This window comes from Rhodopirellula sp. UH5 (assembly GCF_056839225.1).
On record NZ_CM166390.1, the window covers coordinates 4,364,958 to 4,391,470 of the forward strand.

Consider the following 26,513-nt stretch of genomic DNA (forward strand, 5'->3'; position numbering starts at 1 on the left):
GCAACACACCCAAGACTTATCCAAACCGCTCGCCAGTTATACTGTGGGATATGAACAAGAAATGCGTTGTTATCGGCCTACTCGGCGTCCATCTCGACCAACCCCGCAAATCTCGCGATCGGTGGGGCACCTGGCGCCCCTCGGTGGCGATCTGCCAGCAGGATGACTTGATCGTCGATCGGTTCGAACTGATCGCCGAACGTCGTTACTCCAAGCTGGCCGACCAAGTCGTCCAGGACATCGAGACCGTCTCCCCTGAAACGTCCGTGCGAGTGCATCCGATCGCATTGAAAGACCCGTGGGATCTGGAAGAGGTCTACGCGGGACTGCATCAGTTCTCTCGCGACTACGCCTTCGACACGGACGCCGAAGACTACTTGGTTCACATCACCACCGGGACCCACGTCGCACAAATCTGCCTGTTCCTGTTGACGGAGTCCCGCCACTTGCCGGGGCGTTTGATTCAAACGTCGCCGCCGCCAGCGAGAGGTCGATCCAAGCAACAGGAGGCGGCCTCGGTTCAGGGAACGTTCCAGATCATCGACTTGGATCTGTCCCGCTACGACGAACTGGCCAAACGCTTTGGTCAAGAACAAGACGAAGCACGCTCCATCCTCAAACACGGCATTGAAACCAAGGACCCGTCCTTCAATGCACTGATTGACCGGATCGAGCGAGTGACTCTGGCGACGAAGGCACCGATCTTGATGTCCGGTCCGACTGGGGCTGGCAAAACGCAGCTTGCCAAACTCGTTTACGAACTCAAGCACAGCCGGCGACAGGTCAGCGGCCCGTTCGTCGAAGTCAACTGCGCAACGATCCGAGGCGAACAGGCCATGTCAGCGTTGTTCGGTCACACCAAGGGAGCCTTCACGGGAGCGAGCTCGGCACGTGCGGGACTGCTAAAATCCGCCGATGGCGGCATGCTGTTCCTCGACGAGATCGGTGAACTGGGACTGGATGAACAAGCGATGATGCTGCGGGCGATCGAGGAGAAAGAATTCACGCCGGTCGGGTCCGACCAAAGCATCCACAGCGACTTTCAATTGATCGCGGGAACGAATCGTGATTTGATCGCAGAAGTCAGTGCGGGCAGGTTTCGCGAAGACCTGCTGGCAAGAATCAACCTTTGGTCGTTTCGATTGCCCGGCCTCCATGAACGGCGAGCCGACATCGACCCCAACCTGGACTACGAGCTGCAGCAGTTCACGCGTGACTCCGGACAGAAGGTCACGATCAGCAAAGAGGCTCGAAAGGCGTTTGTCGATTTCGCCATGGATCCCGCCACACCTTGGAACGCCAACTTTCGCGATCTCAATGCGGCCGTGACGCGAATGGGCACGCTTGCCGAAGGCGGACGCATCACGATCGAATTGGTGACCGAGGAAATCGCCCGCTTGCGATCCAGTTGGCAGGTCGCCGATGCCCACCGCGAGGACACGTCCATCTTGGCCAGCTGCTTGGACGAAACCCAAGTCTCGAAGCTGGATCGCTTCGATCGCGTGCAACTTGCCGATGTCATTCGGGTTTGTCGCGAAAGCCGATCACTGTCACACGCCGGCCGAACCCTGTTTGCCGAGTCACGTAAAGCAAAGGCCAAACCCAACGACGCCGACCGCTTGCGAAAGTACTTGCAACGTTTCGGCTTGAGCAGGAACGAACTGCTCTGAGCGTGGGACGCTGGTCTCGGGGCTTCCGCTCCGAGCTAAGCAGGTACGCAGGTGTCATCGGGTATGTGAGCCGCTGGCGTTAGCCACGGTTTTCACGCACAACCGGGGCTAACGCCCAAACGGCTCACATGGTTGTGCTTGATCACTCCTGCCGACCTGCTTAGTGTTGACGGCGCCTCGGGGGCGAATTTGCGTCCAAGGCTCCGACGGAGACCTCGTGGATCGAGGTCGTGCAGTTTTTAAGTGCAGTGCTCATCAAATCTTGCGAACCCCGCCCGTGAAACGGGAGGGGTCGAGAAACGAGCCTTCAGCGAGGTTTTCGGGGGAGGGCAATTCATACTGCGATCCCATGCTCGTGCCCCCTCCCTCGCGGACGCCTGAACGGCGTCGCTCGACCTCCCCTGAAACTTCGTTTCAGGGGGGGTGCGACAAGTGAAAACCCGCTCAAAAACGGCATCAAAAAACTGCACGGCCTCGATCGCTCGGGGTGGAAGCCCCGAGATGGCTGCGCAAGCTTCAGTCAGACGAATCCTTCTTTCCCCTTGCCATCCAAGCGTCAGCGACCACGGTGTCCCAGACCAACTGAATGACGTGGTAGATGATCATCGGCAACACGCTGACCCCCAGGTCCATGGATGTTTGCAAGCCAATCGCGAGCGTCTTCTGGCTGGCGGAGAAACCCACGGCGATCTGTGTCTCGGGGCCGCGTCCCAGAACCCAACGGGTCAATAGGATTCCGGCCAGCAAACACAGCAGGTGAATCACCGAGGCAGTCGCGATCAGTTGAGCAAAGACCGCCATCCCGCCTTCCTCGGTGATCGAGGCCAGCTTGTCGGCGGTGGTCACGGCACCGAACACCACCATGGTCAGGATGCCGCCCTGCGCTGCCCAAGACAGCCTTGGCTTGGTTCGATCCGCCCACTCGGCCCACCCCCCAAGACGCATGCACTGGGCCAAGGTCAACGGAGCCACCACCACCAATCCCAACTTGACCGCTTGCTCCGCCAACGTCTGACCGCCCGCTCCAGCGGCCTCGGCCGTCACTGCCGATCCAGCCACCGCCTGCAGACCACGGGTGAGTTCCACCACGGCTTCGGTTTCCGACACCCACCACCATCCCAATGGGATTACACCCACGCAGGCGAGATTGGTCACCACCGTCGTCAACATCGGAATCGAATCGTCCCCCCCGGCGCGGCGTGTCCACACCATCGCCGACGCAAGCGTGCAAGGCACCAACGAAGCGACGTAGAACGACAACCTCCATTCCGGCGCCATCCACCCTGCAATCCACCAGGCCGCCACAGGAACCGCCAGCGTGTTGAGGCTGACCGCGGCCAGCACCGCCATGGGGCGCCGCACCGCATCCGTCACCGATCGCAACGGCAGCGTCATCCCCGATGCCCACATGACAGCAAACACGACCGCGCCGCGAAGCCATTCCTGCTCCGCGACCGGACGAAGCACGTCAGCGGCGGTGAATCCAATCGCGAACAAAACCGCCAACGTCAGAAGAAACCCGTGCCGTCGTCCCCAGGCAAAAATCGGATTCATTCGGATCAAGCCTGGTTGGCTGCGGCGTGCTTCGCTGCTTCCACCGCTTGGGCGATCACGTCGCGAGATTTCTGGCAACCTTCCGCGGCGACCTGCTCAGCGGGCAGCTTCCAATAACCTGGGTTGAACAACTCCAGCGAGAACGTGCCGACGAATCCGTTGCGAAGCAACATCGCAATCGTGCCCACCAAGTCACACACCCCGTCGCCCGGATACACCCGGTCTTTGTCCGCGATGACATCGATGCCGGGCTGGCCGGGATAGTCGTTGATGTGGAACAACGGCATGCGGGACGCTTCGATCATCCCCAGTGACGACATCTCATTGCCGCCTTTGTAGATGTGATAGAAATCCGGCAGCACGGCGGCGGACGGATGAGCGGCGGCCGTCGAAACGTAGGCCAACTCCGCCAGGCGATGCAGCACCGGCGAGAACCCCCAGAGCTCCAACAACGGAGTCACTCCCATCGTGTCACCAAGCTCCAAGATGGCCCGGTAACGTTCGCCGATCGTCTCCAGTGAAGGTGCCCCGTCCTCACCAAGTTCTTCGGTTCGGTGAACGCCAATCGGAGGCGCTGCCATTTGTTTGCCACCGAGCGATGCCACCAACTCCATGTCCCGCTTGGCTTCGTCCAAACCGGCTTGGCGTTCCGCCGGATCATCCACGATCCAACGGGCAAATCCGATCGCACCGACAACATTCAGTCCTGCGTCGTCGAGCTGCTTCTTCAAATCGGAAACGCTGCCGCCCCCGTCGACATAGCTTCGCAGGTCACGGATCCACGGTTCGATGCCATCAAATCCGGCTTTCGCAACGACCTCGATTTGCTGGGGCACGGTCAAGTTGTGCCCGCGAAGCGTGCTGGTGTTCATCGCCAGCGGTGGCACTGGAATCATGTCCATCAAATTCGTCTTGGCAGCAAGCATTGTGCGTGACTCTCCCGCGAGAAGTTGAGTGGCGGGCAAAGCCGCCGCTGCGACAGTGGAGGCCGCCAACAACGCTTGGCGACGAGGAATGGGGTTCGACATCAAGGCAGCATCCTGAGGAATGAAAACCCACAGTGTATTTCAATCCGAGGGCGAGCGGTCGGTTTCCCACGAACCGCCGATGGTTTGGGTCATTCTGCTACTTCACGAGTCGCTTGCAACCGAGAATGGCTCGGGTAGCAAAACTCGTCAAGAGTTTCGATTGGCAGCGCGAATCCCCGAAAGTCTTGACGACTTGCGCTACTCGGGATCTGCGCAAGCCGCCCCGAGCAGGTCGTAACTCCACTGCCGTGTGCGCCCACCACCGGATGGAGAAGGGTTCGGGTAGCGAAACTCGTCAAGAGTTTCGATTGGCAGCACGAATCCCCGAAAGTCTTGACGACTTTCGCTACTCGGGATCTGCGCAAGCCGCCCCGAGCAGGTCGTAACTCCACTGCCGTATGCGCCCACCACCGGATGGAGAAGGGTTCGGGTAGCGAAACTCGTCAAGAGTTTCGATTGGCAGCGCGAATCCCCGAAAGTCTTGACGACTTTCGCTACTCGGGATCTGCGCAAGCCGCCCCGAGCAGATCGTAGCTCCACTGCCGTGTGCGACCACCACCGGATGGAGAAGGGTTCGGGTAGCGAAACTCGTCAAGAGTTTCGATTGGCAGCACGAATCCCCGAAAGTCTTGACGACTTGCGCTACTCGGGATCTGCGCAAGCCGCCCCGAGCAGATCGTAGCTCCACTGCCGTGTGTGACCACCACCGGATGGAGAAGGGTTCGGGTAGCGAAACTCGTCAAGAGTTTCGATTGGCAGTGCGAATCCCCGAAAGTCTTGACGACTTGCGCTACTCGGGATCTGCGCAAGCCGCCCCGAGCAGGTCGTAACTCCACTGCCGTGTGCGCCCACCACCGGATGGAGAAGGGTTCGGGTAGCGAAACTCGTCAAGAGTTTCGATTGGCAGCGCGAATCCCCGAAAGTCTTGACGACTTGCGCTACTCGGGATCTGCGCAAGCCGCCCCGAGCAGGTCGTAGCTCCACTGCCGTGTGCGACCACCACCGGATGGATCCGGCACAAATCGGGATCCGCCATCCGATGTTGGATCGCAAACCGTTTCGGTTTGCCCATGCAAAGAACTTGCCAGCATTTTTTCCGCCGTGTACTTGGTCCCCAAGTCGGCGTCCGGATGCTCCTTCGCAGCGGCAGCCGACATCCTCACCGCCCAGTCGAATCGAACAGCAGGGAGCGGGTTCTCATCTGCCGCGGTGCCGCCTGTTTCCAACACTTGCACGCTGACGCTGAAGTGGCTGCTGCCGGCACAGCCGACTCCCAGGATCGTCGGCACGCCTTCGATGGTCTCGGTCGACAACTGTTGAAGTGCTGGCGAGGCGGGCCAATCCTGGTCGGACGAGCCTTCTTCGCTGCGAGCTTCGCACACCTCGCCCGATTCAGACTGCCAGCGAACGACGTGAGCGTAGCGATCCTGCTGCCACTCAAACCGAATTTGCAAACTCCCGTTTTCGGTTTGCAGCTGGTGCGCGGGTGGAGTCGAGATGGATGAATTCATGGATGTGTGTTCCAGGCTGGATGGCGGGTGACTCAGGCGACTTCGACCGGCGAGGTTGCGAAACGCTGCATCAATCGCAGTCCGTCTCCCTGGCTCTTTTCGGGGTGGAATTGCGTCGCGATCAAGTTGCCACGACGCACGGCAGCACAAAACTCGCCGCCGTAGTCACAGGTCAGCGCAATCACCGACGGATCGGTCGGACGAACGTAGTACGAGTGAACAAAGTAAAAATGAGTTCCGGATGGAATGCCCAGATCGGCCCCCGCCGATTGAACGTCGACCGCGTTCCATCCCATGTGCGGGACCTTGTATTCCACCGGCAATTCAAACGGGACCACGTCGCCAGCCAACACCCCCAGGCCTTCGTGGGTGCCGCCTTCCAGCCCCTGCTCAAACAACATTTGCAGGCCCAGGCAGATTCCCAAAAAAGGTTTGCCCGACGCGATGAAGTCCTTGATCGGTTTTTCCAAATCGCGGCGACGAATTTCGCCAATCGCATCCCCAAACGCTCCCACGCCCGGCAGAATCAACCGTTCGGCCGCCGCGATCTGGCTGGCGTCACTGGTGATCTCCGCTTCCACGCCCGAACGCTCCACCGCCTTTTGGACGCTGCGGAGGTTTCCCATTTGGTAGTCAACGATGGTGATCATGGGTGCCAATCTCAAAAAGCGGTTTCGCGGAAACGGGGTTACGAGAGGACAAAGTCAGTGGAACGGTGTGCCGTCGGTCGTTTTACAACATCAGCTTGCCAGTCCTAACCCGACGCACGACGGCGAATTGATTTTGTTGTCGGTTGGCCACTCTTGGCCGACATCCACCACTCTGAGGGCAAAAGTGCCCATCCTACATGCGTTGTAACGTCATTGACGACCAAATCAGCAGCCTGGTGAGCGAGTGATCCCATCGAATCAGTTCGCCCGCATGGCCGCCAAAACGGTCGTGAAGGGAACGGATTCACAGACACCAAAGCCGAAATGCCGGTTCACGCGAAAACGCATGAAAGCGGGCGTGTACAAGCCACACAGGAATTTGGCCCGATCGATCGGATCTGAAAAGAGGTCGGGATACTCGGCCATCGCATCTGCCATCGCTTTGGAGGCCGAATCGCCGATCGAATCGGGTGGATTCAGCTGGGTATCCCACGGCCCCTCGCCGCGACAGGCCGAACATTTCCCGCAGGGCCGCGAGCGACGGGAACCAAAATGAGCCGCCATCGAGACCGGCAAACACTCGCTGCAGGCCAAGAAATCCATCATCGAATCGATTCGCTGCTGCGTCGCATCCATCGACGCGTCAAAGCGTTTCAGCAAGTGCTTCACCGTCGCCGCGGGCCGAGCAATCCGCTCGACCCAGCGGTACCCGTGCATCAACTCAGACGATTCCAATTCAATGATCCCGGACAACGCCAACGCCTCGAGCGCCGCGACCAGGCGAATCCGGGACACGCCATATTGCCGCGTCGCCAGAACCAAGTTGACGCGATACGCCCGCTTGGCTTTGACCAACGACGCCACAATCGCTTCCGCAGCCTCCGGGTCAATCGCTTCACTCCGCGAAACAATTTCCGAAATCTCGCACCTCGGTTTGACTCGGTAGACGTCGTACCGAGCGGGCAGCAGTTCCAGGCATCCACGTTGGCGCAACTGGATCATGAACGTCCCCAGCACGCCGGCAGACAAATTCACTTCCCACGCCAGTTTGCCAAGCGCCAAATAAAACGAATCCGGTTGGCCGATCAATCGATCCAACAAACGTTCCACGGACGCCTTCGTCGGCCAGTCGCTGCACGGCAAATTGCGAATCGCGACTTGGTCTTCGGGAACCAACCACGTCTGACACTGCGTCGCTTTGCCATCGCGACCGCCCCGCCCGATCTCTTGGCTATACCCTTCCAATGAGGACGACGGGTTGTAGTGAATCACTCGGCGAACGTTGGCTTTGTCCACCCCCATGCCAAACGCAACTGTGCCGACCAAAATGCCTTGGTTGGATTCCAAAAACCAGTGCTGGATCGCATCGCGCTGTTCGCCGGTCAATCCTGCGTGGTACGCCATCGCGGAAAGACCTGCTTCGTTCAGCGATTCTGCCAGTTGCTCGGCGGTTCGACGACGAGTGACGTAAACAATCGTGACGCCCTTGCTTCGGGACTTGGCCGCCGCCCGAAGCTGTTCCAGCAAGCGTTCATCCCGCTCTCGAGAGGTCACCTGGGTGCACTGCAGGTGCAAATTCGAACGATGTGTCGGCAGCTTCACAACATCGGTTCGCTCCAACCCAAACGCGGACCGAATTTCACGCACGACTCGCGTCGGCGCCGTCGCAGTCAACGCTAGCACTTGCGGGATGCTGTGCTCCTCCACCACGTCCGGCAACCGCAGGTAATCGGGACGAAAGTGGTGCCCCCACTCACTCATGCAATGGGCTTCGTCGACCGCCAACATCGAGATCGGTGTCTCACCCAAGACCGCACGAAAACGCTCGTTAAAAAAACGTTCTGGGGAAACGTACAGCAACTTGCAGTGCCCCGATCGAACACGTTGCAAGTCCAAACGCAGCTCTTGCGGCGACGCGGAATGGTCCAGCCTTGCCACCTCGATGCCTCGCCGTTTCAGCGAGTCGCCTTGGTCTTTCATCAAAGCGACCAAGGGCGACACCACGACGGTCAGGTGAGGCAAACATTGGCTGACCAATTGGTAGCACAAGCTTTTGCCACTTCCCGTTGGCATCACCGCGACCACATTGCGACCGTCAAACAGTCGTTCAATGACCTTCCGTTGAGGCGGCAGCAAACGCTCGAACCCAAAGGATTCCTTCAACACCCGCTCGGCGTGAGCCCAGCGGGTGGAACGCAAGCTTGAATCAGGCAAAGCGTCATCGGCGTCCGTGCCCGTTTCTACCATCGTGCCTCATCATCTTCCATTAAAACAGTGTCGGTGCATTCAGTTCCGCTGCCAACACCTCGTCCACCGCGTCTTCCCGACGCAAGAAATCATCGACCGAAGTCTCGACTGCGATGGGTTCAGCCCCCGCGACAGCCTGAGCGGCTTCGTTGGCCATGCGATTGATCTCGTTGATCACGAGCAGCGCATCGAGCGAAGTCACTTCCCCATTGCCGGAAACATCCAGGAACCCTGGGAATGACTCCAGACTGCCGACATCCATCGGTCCGGGACCGTTGGCTTGCAAGTGGTTGATGATTCGCAGTGCATCCAGCGGTGCAACGGATTGGTTGGAATCGACATCATAACGGTTGCGGCCGTTTTGAAACGGTGTGGTCCCCATCGCAACCGTGTAAGTGAATTCAACATCCGTCGCCAATGGGCGAGGGCCGAATTCCAATGCACGAGCCGTCAACTGATAAACACCGGTATCCAAAGGCCCCGGAGTCCCCGTCAACGTCTGCGTTTCGATGTCGTATTTCATCCAGCTTGGCAACGTGCCTGATTCACCGAAGATGCGGATCGAGAAGTTGCCGCCTTCCGGATCGCTGACCATGTTATCGGGCAATTGCATTTCCAGGTACTGGCCACTGACCAACGCTCGGTCTTGGAACGTCGCATTGGCGAGCGACATGTCAAACACGGGTGGCTCGTTGACGTTGTTGACCTGGACGGTGAGGGTACGGTCCGTCGACGTTGTGCCGTCGTCCGCACGAACCACCAATGTCAACGGAGGGGCCCCCGGTACATCCGCATCAAAGACCGCGTTGGGACGAACGCGAAGCAAACGCGAATTGGGATCCAAATCAAAGTTCCCAAAACCGGTGCCGCCAACCAATTGAGCCGTGACCACATCCCCATCGGGATCCGTCACACCAATCCGGCCGACAATCACCCACGCCTCACTCGAACTGGGAGCACCGTTGGGATAGGGCACTTCCGAAACAACCACACGCTCGGTGGTGATGCTGGGACTTTCGTTCTGGTTGAGGACTTCCACCAGCAAGGTTGCGGTGACGGGAAGGACGGAGCTATCCACCGTGTCCGTGATTCGGAAACTCAACGAATGAACCGCTTGATCCTCGTAATCCAATTCCACGCCAGAGGCGATTTGCAACGTTCCTGTTCCCGCATCTGCGCCGGTTCCAGCCACAAATTCAAACAATGAGTTCGAAGGCCCATCCAGCCATTCAATGCTGTGATCTTGAGGACGTTGCTCAGGATCCACCAACGTCAAGATTTGATCGACCGAAGGAATGCCGCCTTCATTGAACTGCACCACCGTGGGCTGCAACCTCGGTGATTCATTCACATCCAACAAGGAGATTTGAATGTTCACCGTTTCCGCCAAAGGTGGACTGCCGTTGTCGCTGACACGAAGTCTCAACGTCATATTTGGGAACGACTCATAGTCCAATTCAGCACCTGGCAACAACCGCACCGCACCTTCTTGTGTGACACGCAGGAAGTTGGCCGCGCTTCCGCCAACAACTTCGAAGTGATGCGTCTGGCCTTCGTCGGGATCGCTGACTTCCAACCGGAACAGTTCTCCGGTCGCGACTTCTGGCAACGTGAACTGCGTTTGTGAAATCGTCGGCCGATCGTTCTCGTTGAGAACCAAGATCAACTGTTCGACGACATTCTCTGCTGGAATCGCTGCGTCATCACTGACACGAACCAACAACGTTCGCTGTGTGTTGTTTTCGAAATCCAAGCTGCCGGCATTCAACAACGTCACCACCCCGGTCACCGGGTCAACGCTGAAATCATCCTGAGCTTCGCCACCGACCAACTCAAAGGACAACTGTTGGTTGTAGGCGATGTCGGGATCAAACGCTTGGATCCGTCCAATTGCAGAACCTGCCGGCACGTCTTCGGTGACCACCAAAGGCGTGTCCTGCACGACCGGCGCCTCGTTGATATCCCGCAGCGAAATCGTGATGCGATTGGTTGTTTTCGCACCCGCGGCATCGGTGATTCGCATTGAGATGATTCGATTCGGTTCCGTCTCAAAATCTAAATCGGCGTCGCCGGTCACGGTCAAGTTCCCCGTTCCTGAATCGACCACCAGCCCGGCTGAATTCCCACCGATGATTTCGTACAGCAGCGGCACGCCACCATCGACCGGCTGATCCGCATCATCGGCTTGCTGAACAATGATCTCCGTTCCAACCGGCAAATTCTCGTCGACCAAGATCACTTGGTCAGAGGTTTTCGGAAGCGTGTTGACGCGGAACACATCTTCAAAGACATAGTTCTCAAAGCGTGACACGGTGAAAGGATGTTCGGCGGTGCCGAGCAGGGCGGTCGCCCCCGTGCCCGTTTGAACCTGCAAGTCATAGTTGCCCTCAAACAACGATCGCAATTCATAGATGCCGTCTTGATCGGTTTCCGTGGACGCTTCGCTTTGCACGTAGGTCAATCGATCAAAGGCACCAAACGTTGTCCCACCGGTGATCGTGGTGTCCGAATAGGCTTCGACACGAACAATCTCATCAAAGGGCACCGACAAGCTCACCGTTTCGCGGCGACCGTTGACCAACACGCCACTGACAGCGGTGGCGATCAAATCACCGTCGGCGTTGTAGGCGTCCAGACGTCCGTAAGAAACCAGTGACGTGAAGGCACTGCCGAGCGCATCGATGGACACGGATTTGACGGGGCGATAGAAATCAAACCGCAAGCGGTTGTAGGTTGTGAACTGCTGGAAACCACCGTCGCTGAAGACGCGGTTGCCACTGATCCGACCGCTCAAGTACTGGCGTTCTGCCAACACAGGCGTGTTCGAGAAAAGGCTCCCACTCGTGCTGGTGATCGTGACACCTGGATACTCGTTGGTCAGCACATACGTCAGATCCTGGACCGTGGGGTCCAGCGGATCAAACGGTGGGACCACATCATCGGGTTCCACGACAAATGTCAAATCGTCCAAGCGGTCATTGTCGTTGGTGTCAGCAAAGACGGTGATCCCCTGACCGGGCAACCGCAAATCCGCCGGGGCCCCGTTCGCGATGGCGCCCGCGGAAGGTGCCAACAAAATCTGCCCGCGAACACCGCCAACGAAGTTGCTTTCTCCAATGTGGTTGAGCAACCGGTCCGCAAGCGCAGGCTGCGAAACCGACGATGCCAGCAGCTCATGCTTGCCGCCAGTTTCAAAATCCACCGCTGATCCATCGGCGGCATCAACCGGTGTTCCGAAAACCCAATCTTCCGGCGAAGACCCGATGGAATCCCCGAGTCGACCGACGTAACCGTACCCATCGGCTTCCACCACCGTTCCGCCTGGTGGCAATACGTAACTGCGTGAGGTCGAACTGATGTTCTCCGCAAACAGAATCGGTGCGTAAGCGAAGTTATCACCAAAGATATAGTCTTGGATCGAGACCGCATCCATCACGTGCCAAGTCGACAACAAACCACCTTCGTCCGCTCGTTGGTCGTCATCGGTGTCAATGTCATCCCCCAACGCTGGTGGGACATCGGTTTGAATCAAGAAGTAGCCGCGGTTGTCAAAGGTCCGAAACAAGGAACCGTTGTTGGACTCATCCGAATAAATCCCGTCGGGCAACCCCAAGAAACCGGACTGATCGCTTTCCAGAACTCGCGAACCAAACGCGGCTTCGTAAGTGTTGCCTTCCTGCAGCAGAACCAGGAAACCATTGGCCCCAAAGGTTTGTCCCGACAGGTCGATGATGGTTTCAACCGATCCTTCGTTGGAGCTGTCTTCTGAAATCGCAACAAAATACGTCCCGTTGGCCAATCGCTCGTTCGGTGTGCCTCGCAGTTCGATGTACTGATCACTGAGGTTGCTGAAGTCTGCGGTGAAGCCAGCGTCGATCATCAATTCATTGATCACCGGCTGATTCAAATCCACCGACAACACTGGGGGCAACACACGGACCCCCACACTTTTCAGCGGCAGATCGCCCCACGCGGGATCCGACAAGTCACGATCCACCGAAATCTCAAGATCGATGTTGGTGATCACGTTGACGGGATTGTCAGCGTCCGGTGACACCAACACACGGCGGACTTGGTCCCAATCGTCCGGCGTGAAGACGAGCTGGTTGGTTTCCAGGGTCACACCGGGATTGCTTCCGCCGGGCGCCGAGACACCCAGATTGAAAACGACGTCAGCCTCCGGACGTCGGTTCAAGGTGACTTCCACCACATCGGGACCAATGGCACCGCCGACCACCGTCAGCCCTTCTTGGCCCAAGGCTCCCACACCTGATTCCGGGTTGCTCGGACGAACTCGGAATCCGATCACGTCCTGTGAGATTCCAAATTCCAAACCGGCAACGGTTTGGAATTCTGTCACTTCCACATACTGAGAGTTGTTGCCCGTCGTCGGACGTGTCAGCGCCACCGGCTTGATCGGTTGACTGACGAAAAACGAATCGGTCACCTCCCCCGTGTCGACATCCACCAAAATGGTCGACACCAAATCGGTGTCATCAGCGTCGAACATGGTCACGTAGGTGCTGTCCGCCGGCAGCCCTGCCGTGAGATCCGAACCAGCCAAACTCATCGTGAACGTGTCCACGCTTCGCGACGAATAGGACAGCGTTTGGCCGTTTCCAAACAGGTCAAATGCAAAGAACTCATTGTCCGTGTCGTCGAAACCAATCAACCTTCGATTGACAGGATCAAACGTGATGTCCGCGACCGATGCCAACCCCGAACGTCCCCCACCAATCAAAGTCGCTTTGGCCGTGTTCACATCCAGCTGCGCCAGACGACGCAACGAATTGTCACCACCACCTCTCACCAAGGTGTAGACACTGTCCGTCACGGCGTCGTAAGCCACCCCGCCAACGATGTCGACGTTGGTGGTGCCCAAGCGAGTGATCTCACCATTGCTGGGGTTGATCCGAAACACTTCGTTGGCACGAGTGTCCACCGCCAGCAAATCACCGTCATTGATTCGCGTGATGCCATCGAGCCGACTGACGATGGGCTGCCCGAGCAACTCCACCACACGTTTGTTGTCGACCTCGTTCGTTCCAAACTGGAACGCTTGCGACGCGCGAACATTCACTCCGGATTCATCCGTCACGGTTTCCAACAAACCAAACGAAGCTTGCGGGGCGGTTTGAACCAAGCCTTGTCCCGGCAACACCCGAACGTGGTATTCCCCCGCTGGCAACTGCGAGAACGAGAAGATCCCCGCGGAGTCCGTCAGGACTGACTCTTCGCCCTCATCCATGAGTCCATTGACGTTCTCATCCAAGTAAACACGCACGTCGGCAGCACCGTCTTCGGTGGCCTGTTGCATGCTGTCTTGGTTGAGATCCAAAAACACTTCGCCACTGATCGCCGCCAACAGATGACGGCTCTCCAGCGTCTCCATGCGGCTGCGTCGCCGCCTGGAACGTTTCTGACTTTCCGAGCGTGTGCGAGCTTTCTTCGCTTCGGTGCGGGACAGAGAAGGTCGAGCTTTCCAAGTGGTGCGTTTCATGATGAGACCAGCCGTTCACGTGCGATGAATCCCCTAATCAAGGGATTGGATAATGCTCCTCAGAATAAATGTACGCCCCCCATCAAACAACATAGAACACCCCGTTAACCCAAAAGACCGGAATATTCGCTCCCATTAGCCCTTCGAAATGAGCAAACGGGAACGAAATCGAGTTCGGATTGGTCGGTTTCTGGCAGTTATGCCTCAGCGTTTCAGCAAACGAAAGCTGGTCCGGCGAGTTGGACGATGCGTAGAATCGCCCCGCTCTCCAACCGCCGACTTGGTTGGCTGGCGTCCGGGGCACCCCCGTTCCTCATCGTTCCCATTCCGCGTCCGGACGTTCGCCAACGTGATCCATCTCCAACGTGACGAATGCAGTCGTGCCTTGATTCACGGCACCCCCCTTCCGATCGCCGACGGAATTCCGATGAGTTTCTCCTTCAGAACAACCGCTCGAACCGCAACGCTGATGTTGCTGGCCTTGTTGTCTGGAGTTCACCATAGCCCGCTGGCTTCAGCCCAAGACGGTGCCCCCGAACGAAATGTCATCGGCAGTGGCTCACGCCTGGAAGGACCTCGCTCCGGAGCCATGCTGCCAACGTCCGACCAAGTCGACGTGGCACGGGATCGCTTGTTCGACGAGTTGTCCGAAGAAGTGGAGCACTTTGACCGGTTAGGCAACCTGGTCCGCCGGGTCAGTCACTTGGTCAAACCCAGCGTGATCCACATCGAGGCCCACAAGACTCAGGGCAGCGGAGCGACCGCTGAATCGTTTGATGAAGCTGGCAGCGGTGTCGTTCTCGACGTTGCTGGGGAATCTTGGGTGTTGACCAATCGTCACGTCATCAAAGGGGCTGCCGCCGATCAAATCGTGATGCGAACCAGTGATGGCCGGCGTTGGGTGCCCGAAAAGATCTTGATGGATCCCAACACCGATGTCGCGGTCATGAAACTGTCGCCCTCCATCGCGGGGATCGAATCGGCCGAACGAGATTCCATCCGTCGCGGGACCAGCTCGTTTGCCAAGATGCCACCGGCGGCTCGATTGGCCAACAGCGACCAAGTTCAAATTGGTGACTTCGTGATTGCGATCGGCAGCCCCTTCGGACTCAGCCACTCGGTCACCTTCGGAATCCTGAGTGCCAAAGGACGCCGTGATTTGTCGCTCGGCGAAGAGCGAATCGACCTGCAGGATTTCTTCCAAACCGATGCGGCCATCAACCCAGGCAACAGCGGCGGCCCCTTGCTGAACCTTCGCGGGGAAGTGATTGCACTGAACACCGCCATCGCCAGCAGCAGTGGAGGCAGCGAGGGAATTGGATTCGCCATCCCGATCAACATGGCCGCTCGTGTGGCCCAGGAATTGATCGTTCACGGTCGCCTTCGCCGCGGGTACCTCGGTGTCACGCTGGACCCCAACTTCGCCGCAGCGGATCTGTCGCCGGCGTCGGGGATCTACGCCTCGATGAAGATCACTCCCGACTTCGAGTCACGGTTGGGTTCGCAAGAAGAAATCAAGCTGGGCGGGGCTCGGGTGAAGGACATCCGTCCCGGTTCACCAGCCGAATTGGCACACCTGCAACGTGGCGACATCATCCTGCAGTTCGATTCCATCAACGTGGAAGACGACGATCACTTGGTGGCTTTGGCTGGCATGGCTCAACCTGATCAACGTCCGATCTCGATGGTCATCCTCCGCGATGGCAAACGCTATCGCACGGAAGTCACGCTGACGTTCCAACCTTGATCAGCAGGCTGACTGCGACCTAGCTCGTGGCCACCGACTTGGCCGACTTCCACAACTGGTAACGTCGCCAAATCTCATCGAACAGCACGCTGGCTAGCAGCGCTCCGCCGATGATCACCATCTCCCACTGCTGCTCAATGCCCAAGACCACAATGGCTTTGTAGAGGCAGCGCATCACCGCCGCACCTGCGATCACGCCGAACACGGCGCCGCGACCACCACGCAGCGAACACCCGCCCAGCACCGCGGCGGCGATGGCGTAAAGCTCGTAGAAATTGCCGCTCGAACCGGGTTGCACCGAGTTCCACTCCAACAGAAACAGGATCCCCGCGAGTGCCGCCAGCAACCCGCTGACCACATACGCCATCACGATCAAACGCTCGGTGCGAATGCCACTGAAGCGGGCCGCCTCTTCATTTTCGCCGACGGCCAAGAGATGGCGACCGGCGACGCTGTGTTCCAGAAACACCCAGGCCACAAACGCGACCAAAATCAAAAGCACTCCTGTGAACGGGAATGCGATCCAAGTCCACTCGGACCACGACTCCGATGCCCCTGATAACTTCGCGACCAACGGCAGCGGGAATTCGAACACGTTGCCTGTCACCGTCGCTTTGAAATCGGCCAACGCGCTGCCCAATCCGACTTGATCGTCGCCGGTCCAAACGCGGGCCAAGCCGCGATAGACCAACAAACCGCAGAGCGTCACCACAAACGGTTGCAGGTGAGCCCGAGTCACAAGCAACCCGTGCAAGGCGCCGATCAACGCACCCGCCAGCAACACCAGTCCACACGCCAGCAATGGATTGGTGTAGCGGATCCGCTCCATCGACACCGCGGTTCCGGGCTGCAAGGAACGCACCGGGTTCCCAGTCGTCAACCACACGTTGCCGTCTTGGGTGACTTCGCCCGTCAGGTAAACCTGCGACTCGCTGAACGCACCCGCGTAAACCATTCGGTCGCCGGCGCGGATCGGATCCATGACCGCATCCATGCGAAGACGCGTGTCACCATCCTCCGGTCGCTCGATCTCCACGATACTCCCGACCGAATCGTATCGTTCATAGCGTACGTCGATGACCTGAACCATCATCACCCCGCACAGAGCGATCAACGATCCAATCGACAGATCGATGCCGCCGGTGATGATCACCATCGCCACACCAATCGAGATCAACCCGTACAAACTGGTGTCACGGATCAGCGTCTTCAAATTGGCGGCGGCAACAAAGTTGCCTTCCAACCAAGTTGCGACGACCACAATCGCGATCAGCAACGCGAAGATGCCAAAATTTTTGCCACGCATTCTAACTTTTAACCTTGAGCTGGCTGACTGGAACGAGCGGGCGAATTGGTACCTGAGGCGGGTTCCCCCTTCGCCACGGCGAGACGCATGATGGCCTCCTCGGTCAGTTCCGATCGAGTCAATTCTCCCGCGACGCAACCATCGGAGATGACCATCACTCGATCGGCAATCGCGAACACCTCTTCCATCTCACTGCTGACCACCAACACGCCCATCCCTTGGCTCGCCAACTGATCGATCACTTCGTAGATCTCAGATTTTGCGCCAATGTCGACGCCTCGTGTTGGCTCGTCGAGCATCAAGACCTTCACATCGCCTGCCAACCACTTCGCCAAAGCCACTTTTTGCTGGTTTCCACCGGACAAGGATGCGATTTCAATTTCTTGCGAAGCTGTCTTCACCCGCAACCGATCGATCAACTCCGCCGCTGTCGCCCGTTCCGCCTTTCGGCTGCGAAACACACCTTCCTGCGACATCCAGACGATGGTTGCGTTGTCTCCAACACTGGACTGAAGCAACAGCCCGGTTCGCTTTCGGTCCTCCGGCACCAGTGCTAACCCAGCCGCGATCGCATCATCCACGCCACCTTTCAGCGGTTGCGAATCCACCAAGATCTCTCCGCCAAATCGTTCGCGAACGCCAAAGATGGTTTCCACAATCTCGGTCCGTCCAGCTCCGACCAACCCCACCAAGGCGACCACCTCGCCGCCAAAAACCTGGAGATCGACGGGCGGTGCCGCGCTCGAACCGATCTTCAATCCAGAGACCGTCAGCCGCGGCTCAAGACAGTGTTTCGTGGCCCCGTGAGCGCGTCGTGTGAGATCTCGCCCCACCATCGCACGAACCATCGCGTCGTGCGTGATGTCTTGCTTCGCCAGCGTTTCAACGTGTTCCCCATCACGCAGCACCTCGACTCGATCCGCCAAGCGGATGATCTCGTGCAAGCGATGCGAGATGTACAGAATCGCAACCCCTTCTTCCCGCAGACGCTCGATCAATTCGAACAACCGCAACGATTCCTCTTCACTGAGGCTGCTGGTGGGTTCATCCATGATGACGACGCGAGCATTGGTCGACAAAGCTCGCGCGATTTCGATCAACTGCTTCGAAGCAATCGGAAGCGGTCCCACGGGGGCATCCGGGGACACCGACAACCCAACACGCTCCAGCCAAAGCGACGCGGTTCGGCGCAGTTTTGCTCGGTCAAGCAAACCAAACCGAGAGGGCTCGCGGCCGAGAAACAGATTCTCGGCAACACTCAGATTGTCATGCAGATTCAACTCTTGATGAATCAACGCGATGCCAGCTTCAATGGCGTCGCGGGGACCGGACCAAGCGAGCACTTGATCGTCCAGTTCAATCTGCCCTTGATCCGGCGGAAGGATCCCGGCCAGCACCTTCATCAAGGTACTCTTGCCGGCACCATTTTCACCAATCACCGCAACGGCTTGTCCCCCCGCCACTTCCATCGACACGTTCGACAGAGCTTGGGTGGAGCCAAACCGTTTACTGATCCCCGACAACCGTAAACGAGACGGTTGATCGGGACTGCCCGCCAGATCCTGACTCACTCACCTTCTTCCGGCGAGTCTTCTTTCTCTTCCGCTGGTTCTTCAGCGGTGGCACCCTGGCCGGCAAGCTCTTGGAGTTCTTCGAGCATGCCTTCCATGCGTTCCTTCTGACGGCCTTCGGATTTCTCGATGGCTTTCTTTTGGGCTTCCATCGCCGCGTCGAATCGCTCCAACGATGCGTTCATCTGGGCGACCAGAACATGCATCAAGGGTTGGATTTGCGGGTCCGCACCTTCAATTTCAGCGTTCAGTGCAACCAACGTTTCATCGGCCAATTTGCCAACCTCAGCTCCCTGCTGGATCGATGACATCAACCCATAGGAGAACTGTGCCATGGCCTGTGGGTTGCCCTTGGCTTCTTTCAGTTGCCCGCGGAAGTACGTCATCACGTCTTCGGAAAGGTCACCGGAATCCAAACGCAAACCGTATTTGAACTGGGTCAGTTGCTGACGAACCGATTGGCTCATCTCGTCGTCGGCACCCTCGAACTCTTCGAGCACTTTGTCGATGACTTTGATCGCGTCGTCGAAGTTTCCTTCTCCGGCCAAACGATTGACCTTTTGCATCGCTTCTTCCAAGCGTTCCTGGCGAGCCATTTGCTCTTTGAACGCTTCCCGGTCCCAAGTGCCTTCGATGACTTGTTCCAAGGGCTCGTCGATGCTCATGGGGTGGCCGATCCACTCAATCACACCGGTCTTACCAACCAAAAAGGCAGCAGGAATCCCGTTTTGATTCGCGGCACGCATGTAGTCGTCGGTGGACGAACCATCGGGATCGACGGTCAACGTGTACGCCGAGGTCAGCTCAGCAAACGTGACGCCTTCCTTGCCGGGGTAGTCACGTTCCAAAATGCCTTCGACGGTTTCCAGGTCTTCGTCGGAGATGCTGACGATTTGAACGCCCTGATCGCGGTAACGTTCTTGCAACTCAACCAAGTGAGGCATGCTTTGGATGCAAGGCCCACACCACGTCGCCCAAAACTCGACGACGTAAATCTTTCCTTCTTCAAATTTGGTGACCGGACCGAATTTGCCCAGTTCTTCGTGAATGTAATGCTCAATGTCGAGTGCAGGTGCTTTCGATCCAATGGTCAACGTTGGTTCGGCTTGAGCCGCAACGCCACCGGCCAAGAAAGCAGCTCCACAGGCAGCGCCCAACAGAGCCTTACGTGTCCATGAGACGGGGAGCGTTAAAAAACGAGTCATTGGAAACAACTTTGTGTTCATTTGGTGAAGGAAGGGAATCAAACGATCAGTGCTCAACGTGAAGGCCAAAAACATTCAGTGGTCGAAAGCCAGTCACTTCGTTCGATTCAAAGCGGCCTCCGCAGCAATCTCTCGCGGGATCACTGCATTCGGAACCATCCGGTGGAGTGCAATACGCATACTGTAGTGAACCAAACCTCGAAATGTTCATCGCAGCGAATACAGCGACACTGCGTTGCCCAATTTTGAAACGACTCCAGTTCGAAATCGCCCCGACAAATCAACGAGCAGATTGAAATTTCGAGAGCGGCCCATTGTCGGCGATTTCCACTGCAATCGACATACCCCCACGAGGCAACGATGAATTTTCCCCGAATCTCGCAGTCGCTTTTGGCCCGACCGGGGTGTTTTCATTGTATTGCCAGAGGGGTTCGTCCATAATGGCCACTTGGGTGATTCATCCGCCTTCATTGCAGCCTGACGTCGCCCCTCCTCCCCTCATCCCTCAAAAGCGATCGCACTTGTGCTGTATCCACGCCCTCATTGCCCGATGGGATTCACCGGTTGTCGGGGACCTTCCCGGAGGATTCTCCGTCCCGCCACCGGCGTTCTCCTGGTGCTGTTTCTGTCGTCGTCCTTGCTCGCCCAAGGCCCCACGGTGATCCGAACCGCTGACGGAAAAACAATCGTCACGGGTGGCCCTCAACCAAGTCCGGGCGGACGACCGCCCGGCGCCCCACCTCCGGGTGCCAAACCAGGCGGCAAAGACGGGGAGAAGAAAGAGGGCCAAGACGGTGAAGGCAAACCGCCCGAATCAGCCGCCCCCAAAGTCATTCGTCGTGACAGCATCGACGCCAAGTCATCGGACCCCAACGAACTCAAGGCGACCGTGGGTGACGATGGCAGAGTTGGATTTCGATTCCGCAATCAAGGCTGGGTCGACTTGGTGCGTTGGCTATCCGACATCTCCGAGCAACCCATCGACTGGCAAGAACTCCCTGGCGACACGGTCAACTTGATCAGCCCCGATCGCTTGACCGTTGCCGAAACGGCGGATTTGATCAACCGTCACCTGCTCGCCCGCGGCTACACGATGCTGGACCTGGAAGGTGGCATTGCGATTGTCAAAACCGACGCCGTCAATCCTGGCATGGTTCGGCGAGTGGAAGTCAGCGAACTGGATCAACTGGAAGACCACCGCTACGTTCGCACCATGCTCGATGCCGGTTGGCTGTCAGCTGAAAAACTTTCCGAAGAACTCAAAGCCATGCTCAGTAGCGCTGGCAAAATCATCCCGCTGGCAACGACCAATCGCATTGAGGTGATGGACGTTGCAGTGAACCTGCGACAAGTCGCTCACTTGCTCGCCGAAGAACGGGACGCGGCCAGTCGAGACGCGTTGGCACCGGAATTCCGTCTGCGGCACATCCCTGCCGAAGAAGCCAAGAGCATGCTCGAACAATTCCTCGGCGTGGAGAAGAAAGAATCCGCCCCGATGTCGCAGCAACAAATGCAGATGATGCAGCGAATGCAACAGATGCAACAGCAGCAGGGCAACAAAGGTGGCGAAGCAAAAGGTGATGCTGAAATCTCCATCGTCGCCAACACACGACAGAACTCCGTGCTCGTTCGTGCCCCGCTCGACCGAGTGGCCATCGCCGCTGAATTCATCAAACGCATCGACGTCCCCGGCGGATCGCTTCGCAGTCTGACCGATGCAACCTCGCGGGTCGATGTCTTTCGATTGGTTTCGCTGGATCCTGAAAAACTGATCGAAATCGCTCAGGAAATGAACGTGCTCGAACCCACCACACGAATCCGAGTCGACAAAGAAAACGCAGCGGTCATCGTTTCGGGCTCCGCTGCGGACCGCTTCATCATCAAGTCATTGATTGAACGACTCGATGGCGGCAAACGGCGATTGGAAGTTTTGCAACTGCGACGCCTCGGTGCCGCTGAAGTTGCTGAATCCATCGCATTCCTGATGGGTCAAGAACTTGAAGACGAAGACGACAATTCACGATCGCGGTACAGCTACTACGGCTGGGGCGGCAATAATGATGACAAAGAAAAAGAAAAGGACAAATTCCGAGTCACAGCCAATGTCGCCTACCGCCAAGTCTTGCTGTGGGCCAACGAAACAGAAATGGAAGAGGTCCGGTCACTGCTGATCAAACTCGGTGAACTTCCACCTCCCGGCGGCAGCGAACGAACGATGCGAGTCATCGAAGCGTCGGCGACCCCCGAAACACTGGAGTACCTGCAACGCTTGCAAACACGCTGGCAACAACTTTCAGGAACCGAATTGGTTCTGCCGGATGCCGAAGAATTCAAGGATCCGATCGAAGTGATTGGTGATGAACGCGAAGCGGACGGAGAGTCCGAAGACAAAGACGATCAATCAGAAGCTGAAGCCGAAGAGGCTCCCGCTGTCATCCTGCCACCTGAAACAGAACTCACGCAGCTCAACCCAGCCACCGAAAAATTGACTTGGGTCAATGCGGTTTCGGATGACACCCCAACGAATGACACGCAGCCCGAAGAAGCATCGCCTGGGACAATCGCCCCGCCCGCAACGACAACCACCGTTGCTACCAAACCCGCCTCATCCAAACCCAAGATTGAAATCAAACTGGACCCAGCCGGCAATTTGATCCTCCGCAGTGACGACACCGAAGCACTGGATCGACTGGAGGAACTGATGCTTCAGGTCACTCCACCACGTCGGCCCTACCATGTGTTCCGCATTCGCTATGCGTCCGTGTCCTTTGTGGCTCTCGATTTGGAAGACTACTTCGCCGAAGATGACGAGGACAAGGACGACGATGCCGATCGCTTCTATCGCTACTTCTTCAATGACAACGAATCAGACAAGAAAGGCCCGACGGGATTGGGCGCGTCGGGGAAACTCAAGTTTGTTCCCAACTCTGACACGGGAACCTTGATCGTCACTGGCGCCACTGGTCAGCAACTGCAAACCATTGAAGAGTTGATTCGGTTGTGGGACGTCCCGGAACCGGTCAACCCTCGCAAAGTTCGATTCACGAAACTGATTCACATCCAGTACGGCAGCGCCTCAAAAATTGCCGACACGGTCAAGGACGCGTACCGCGATTTGCTCAGCAGCAACGACAAAGCCTTCCAAGGTGGTGGTGGCGGCAAACGGGGGGGCGCACAAAACGCCAGCAATCGTGAAAGCGGGTCGGGCTTGGAAGACAGCGAGAGCGGGAAAGACGGCGGAGGCCAGGATTTCTCCTTCAATGGCAAGCTTTCCATGGGGGTCGATGAGATCGGCAACACCTTGCTGATTAGCGCCGAAGGTGAGTCGCTGCTTGACTTGATCGCCGAGATGGTCGACAAGTTGGACGTTGCCGCGAAACCGGGAGGCGACGTTGAGATCATCAATCTCAGCGGAGGTGTCTCGGCCGAAGCCGTCCAGCAAGCCCTGGCAGCTTTGGGAGTTGCATCGGAAACGCGTCCTTCAAGGGATCGCGATTCCAATGATCGTCGGCGCGACAACAATGACTCCCCGCGTCGCCGTCCCTCTCGCGATTAATGAAAACCAGCGCCACCCAACGATTCTCTCGACAGGTCATCGCACATGCTCATTGGATCGTTTTGGGCTGGGTCGTCGTTGCCATTTTCTGCAAGACGTTTTCACCTTCCTGGAAACAAGTCGCGCTCGACGGCGACTTTGAATACCTCCCCGCGACCCAGACCAGCGTCGCGGGAGGGCAATTGCTTGACGCAGCCTTCCTGGGCACGCGCGCTCGCAGCCAAATGGTGGTCACCCTTTCACGTGCCGACCAAGACCTGACCAAGACCGATCGCCTGATCGGACTGGACCTGATTCGCCGTCTGTATCACCGCCTGGGCGAAGTCGCCTGGCAACGCGCCCTGCAGCTTCACGAAAACGGCGAAGAGAAAACCGCAGAACGGTGGTGGAACGTCGCCACTCAGGCTCTCGATCAAGCGATCGAAATCGATTCGCAGTTCTACGAATCACTCGGTGATCGCGTTCCCGAAACCTCACCGACTCCCTACGAACCACGACTGGCCATCGCCTACTGGGATCGAGGCAACCTGCTCGGGTTGCAAATGGCAAACGAACCATCGGTTGCACCGAATCCTCCCGGCTCCACCCCCAAAACGAAACCGGACCAACCGGAGGATGAAACCAGTTCAATCTCCGAAAACACGGCTCGTGTCGCCGAAGACCTCGAAGCCGCCTTGGTTCTGGACTCGGACCTGCCGATGTCAGTGCTGCCGATTTCCAAGCGGCCGCTGAAGGACTGGGAACCGCTGCTGGACATCTACAGCTGGGAAGACCGCACGCTCGGTTCGCAGCTCAAAACCCCACGCGCCCGATTGGCGGTGCTGACTCTATCCAGCGAACTGGCGGCCACCGGCAACATCGAATTGTTGGAACAACTGCAAGAGATCGTGGATCAAACGATCGCCTACAGCCACGCTTACTTGACCGACGAAGAACGAGCCAAATCTGGATCGCCTGAACTGCTTGTCACTGGCTCGGCCGCGATCGGCGGGCAAACGCTTTCCGCCGCTCGGTCCGCGATTCAGTACACCGAGTGGTTCACGGTGGTGATGATTCTGTTGCTGCTGGCCATCGTGTACCGAGCCCCGTTGTTGGTCGCGGTGCCACTGTTTTCGATCGCCGTCGCGGTGATGGTCTCAACCGCCGCGGTCACGTTTCTGACGCAAGTCTCGCAAGCCGGCTGGGTGCCCGGGCTGGACGTGCAGATCTACACGACCAGCCGCATCTTTGTGGTCGTGATCCTGTTTGGTGCCGGCACGGACTATTGCCTGTTCTTGATCGCTCGTTTGCGAGAGGAAGCCGCTCAATCGCCCTGGCCCGTCGCCTGCCGAAAGGCACTCACGCAGGTCAGCGGTGCCCTCATCGGCAGCGCAATGACAACGATCGTTGGCTTGGGCATGCTCTGGTTTGCCGACTTTGGGAAGTTCCATCACACCGGTCCGATCATCGCCGTGTGTTTGTCGATTGGGTTGCTGGTTTGCATGACGCTGACGCCTGCCTGCTTGAGCTTGCTGGGCCCCAAGGTCTTTTGGCCCACATCAGCGGGTCAAGTCAGTCGGGAACCGCGAATTCAGTTGATCGGCAATCGCAGCGTCAACGACAAAGAGAGCTCGCCCGGCGACTGGTTGTGGAACTGGATGGCGATCCAACTCACACGTCGACCGATGGTGACGCTCTTGATCGGTCTGGCATTGCTGCTGCCGCCGGCTTGGGTTGGTTTCCAAAACGAACGCACCGTCACCTACGACATCAGTGGCCAGTTGCCTGCTTCCGCGAGCACCCGACAAGGCATGCGAGTGCTCGATCGTGAATTTGGCATCGGGCAACTCGCACCGATCTCCGTGCTGATGCTGTCTGAAAAACCCATGCCGGAAGCACAGCAGAAAGAAACCCTGCAAACCATCACGCAGGCGCTCTATCAAACCGAAGGTGTCTCCGCCGTTCGGCACCGCAACGACCCGTTGGGTGACTTCCCACCGGATCGTGAAATGAGTTTGCTCAGCAGTGAAGCGTGGCGACGTCGAGCACTTCAAAACCATCGTTTGACTCAGCTTCACTTTGTGTCGTCCATGCCGGAGTACGCCGATCGGTTGATCCGTCTGGATGTGATCATCCACGAGGACCCGTTCAGTGAATCCGCTGGCAACGATCTCAAACAGATCGAAGACACCATCGCGGAGCAGACCGCCGCGTTCGATCAAGCTGGACTCAAGATCGACGCGTATTATGCAGGCACGACCCCGTCCATCGTGGACCTCCGCGAAGTCACGCTTTCGGACACGTTCCGAATCAAACTCGCGGTGATCGCCGCGGTATTCGCAGTCTTGGTTCTGGTGATTCGCCGAGTGGCATTGTCGATCTATCTGATCGGCACGGTTTTGCTCAGCTACTACACCACGCTCGGACTGACGTACCTGTTCTTTCGATTTTTGCACGGACCAACATTTCCCGGGTTGGACTGGAAACTGCCAATCTTCCTGTTCGTGATCCTGGTGGCCGTGGGGCAGGACTACAACGTTTATTTGGTCACTCGGATCCTGGAAGAGAAACGCAAACTCGGTTCACTCGCCGCGGTCCGCCGCGCGGTGGCTCGAACCGGTGGAATCATCACCGCCTGCGGCTTGGTGATGGCGGCCACGTTCATCAGCATGACGGCGTCATCCTGGTGGCCCTGGATCACCCACAGCCTGGCTTCCCTGAGCAGTGACCCGGCCGCCTCACTGGGCGCCCCAATCGCCAGCCAGCCGACCACACTGCGAGGGATCACCGAACTCGGTTTCGCACTCGGACTCGGTGTCCTGCTGGACACCCTTTATGTGCGAACCGTGCTCGTGCCCAGCTTTGTCGTGCTTCATGACCGATGGCGAAAATCATCGTCTTCCCAACGTTTTCAAAGGTCAAACGGGTCTGCAACCGATTGAAAAAGGCTCGCCTTCCGAGAAACCGCCCCGGGGCGTTATCCTGGAAC

13 protein-coding genes are annotated in these 26,513 nt (G+C 57.8%); 4 read left to right on the forward strand and 9 right to left on the reverse strand.

Features of this window, described 5'->3' with window-relative positions; all coding sequences use genetic code 11:
- Positions 1-50 precede the first annotated feature (50 nt).
- Complete coding sequence (rtcR, locus tag UH5x_RS15535) at positions 51-1,670, forward strand: RNA repair transcriptional activator RtcR (RefSeq protein WP_482632935.1); 1,620 nt, start codon at positions 51-53, stop codon at positions 1,668-1,670.
- A gap of 516 nt (positions 1,671-2,186) precedes the next feature.
- Here rtcR and UH5x_RS15540 read toward each other — a convergent pair.
- The 6 genes from UH5x_RS15540 to UH5x_RS15565 form a co-directional block, all read right to left on the reverse strand.
- Positions 2,187-3,224, reverse strand: coding sequence for a bile acid:sodium symporter family protein (locus UH5x_RS15540; protein ID WP_482632936.1), 1,038 nt, complete (start codon positions 3,222-3,224; stop codon positions 2,187-2,189).
- A 5-nt stretch (positions 3,225-3,229) separates the two neighbouring features.
- A complete protein-coding gene (locus UH5x_RS15545) occupies positions 3,230-4,096 on the reverse strand; it encodes a sugar phosphate isomerase/epimerase family protein (RefSeq protein ID WP_047812304.1) in 867 nt (288 codons plus the stop codon).
- 1,094 nt (positions 4,097-5,190) lie between these two features.
- Positions 5,191-5,763: a hypothetical protein gene (locus tag UH5x_RS15550; protein WP_047812247.1), complete on the reverse strand. Its 573-nt coding sequence runs from the start codon at positions 5,761-5,763 to the stop codon at positions 5,191-5,193.
- Positions 5,764-5,795: 32 nt separating this feature from the next.
- Positions 5,796-6,413, reverse strand: coding sequence for an imidazole glycerol phosphate synthase subunit HisH (gene hisH / locus UH5x_RS15555; protein WP_047812246.1), 618 nt, complete (start codon positions 6,411-6,413; stop codon positions 5,796-5,798).
- Between the two features lie 258 nt (positions 6,414-6,671).
- On the reverse strand, positions 6,672-8,660 hold the full coding sequence (locus UH5x_RS15560; protein WP_482632937.1) for a RecQ family ATP-dependent DNA helicase: 1,989 nt from the start codon (positions 8,658-8,660) through the stop codon (positions 6,672-6,674).
- Between the two features lie 19 nt (positions 8,661-8,679).
- Complete coding sequence (locus tag UH5x_RS15565; RefSeq protein WP_482632938.1) at positions 8,680-14,160, reverse strand: cadherin domain-containing protein; 5,481 nt, start codon at positions 14,158-14,160, stop codon at positions 8,680-8,682.
- Positions 14,161-14,749: 589 nt separating this feature from the next.
- On the opposite strand from UH5x_RS15565, the gene UH5x_RS15570 reads away from it, so the two are divergent.
- On the forward strand, positions 14,750-15,907 hold the full coding sequence (locus tag UH5x_RS15570; RefSeq protein WP_047812302.1) for a S1C family serine protease: 1,158 nt from the start codon (positions 14,750-14,752) through the stop codon (positions 15,905-15,907).
- Positions 15,908-15,926: 19 nt separating this feature from the next.
- On the opposite strand, the gene UH5x_RS15575 is transcribed toward UH5x_RS15570, so the two are convergent.
- From UH5x_RS15575 to UH5x_RS15585, 3 genes are read right to left on the reverse strand one after another with little or no spacing between them, the layout of a single operon-like run.
- A complete protein-coding gene (locus tag UH5x_RS15575; RefSeq protein WP_047812244.1) occupies positions 15,927-17,213 on the reverse strand; it encodes an ABC transporter permease in 1,287 nt (428 codons plus the stop codon).
- 8 nt (positions 17,214-17,221) lie between these two features.
- Entirely contained in the window at positions 17,222-18,784 is a 1,563-nt protein-coding gene (locus UH5x_RS15580; protein WP_482632939.1) for a sugar ABC transporter ATP-binding protein, read from the reverse strand.
- Positions 18,781-19,989: a TlpA disulfide reductase family protein gene (locus tag UH5x_RS15585; RefSeq protein WP_047812301.1), complete on the reverse strand. Its 1,209-nt coding sequence runs from the start codon at positions 19,987-19,989 to the stop codon at positions 18,781-18,783. Before UH5x_RS15585 ends, UH5x_RS15580 begins: the two co-directional genes overlap by 4 nt.
- Before the next feature lie 550 nt (positions 19,990-20,539).
- Here UH5x_RS15585 and UH5x_RS15590 point away from each other — a divergent pair.
- Entirely contained in the window at positions 20,540-23,545 is a 3,006-nt protein-coding gene (locus tag UH5x_RS15590) for a secretin N-terminal domain-containing protein (RefSeq protein WP_482636005.1), read from the forward strand.
- On the forward strand, positions 23,545-26,466 hold the full coding sequence (locus UH5x_RS15595) for an MMPL family transporter (protein ID WP_482632940.1): 2,922 nt from the start codon (positions 23,545-23,547) through the stop codon (positions 26,464-26,466). The genes UH5x_RS15590 and UH5x_RS15595 overlap by 1 nt, the downstream gene beginning before the upstream one ends.
- Positions 26,467-26,513: the final 47 nt, after the last annotated feature.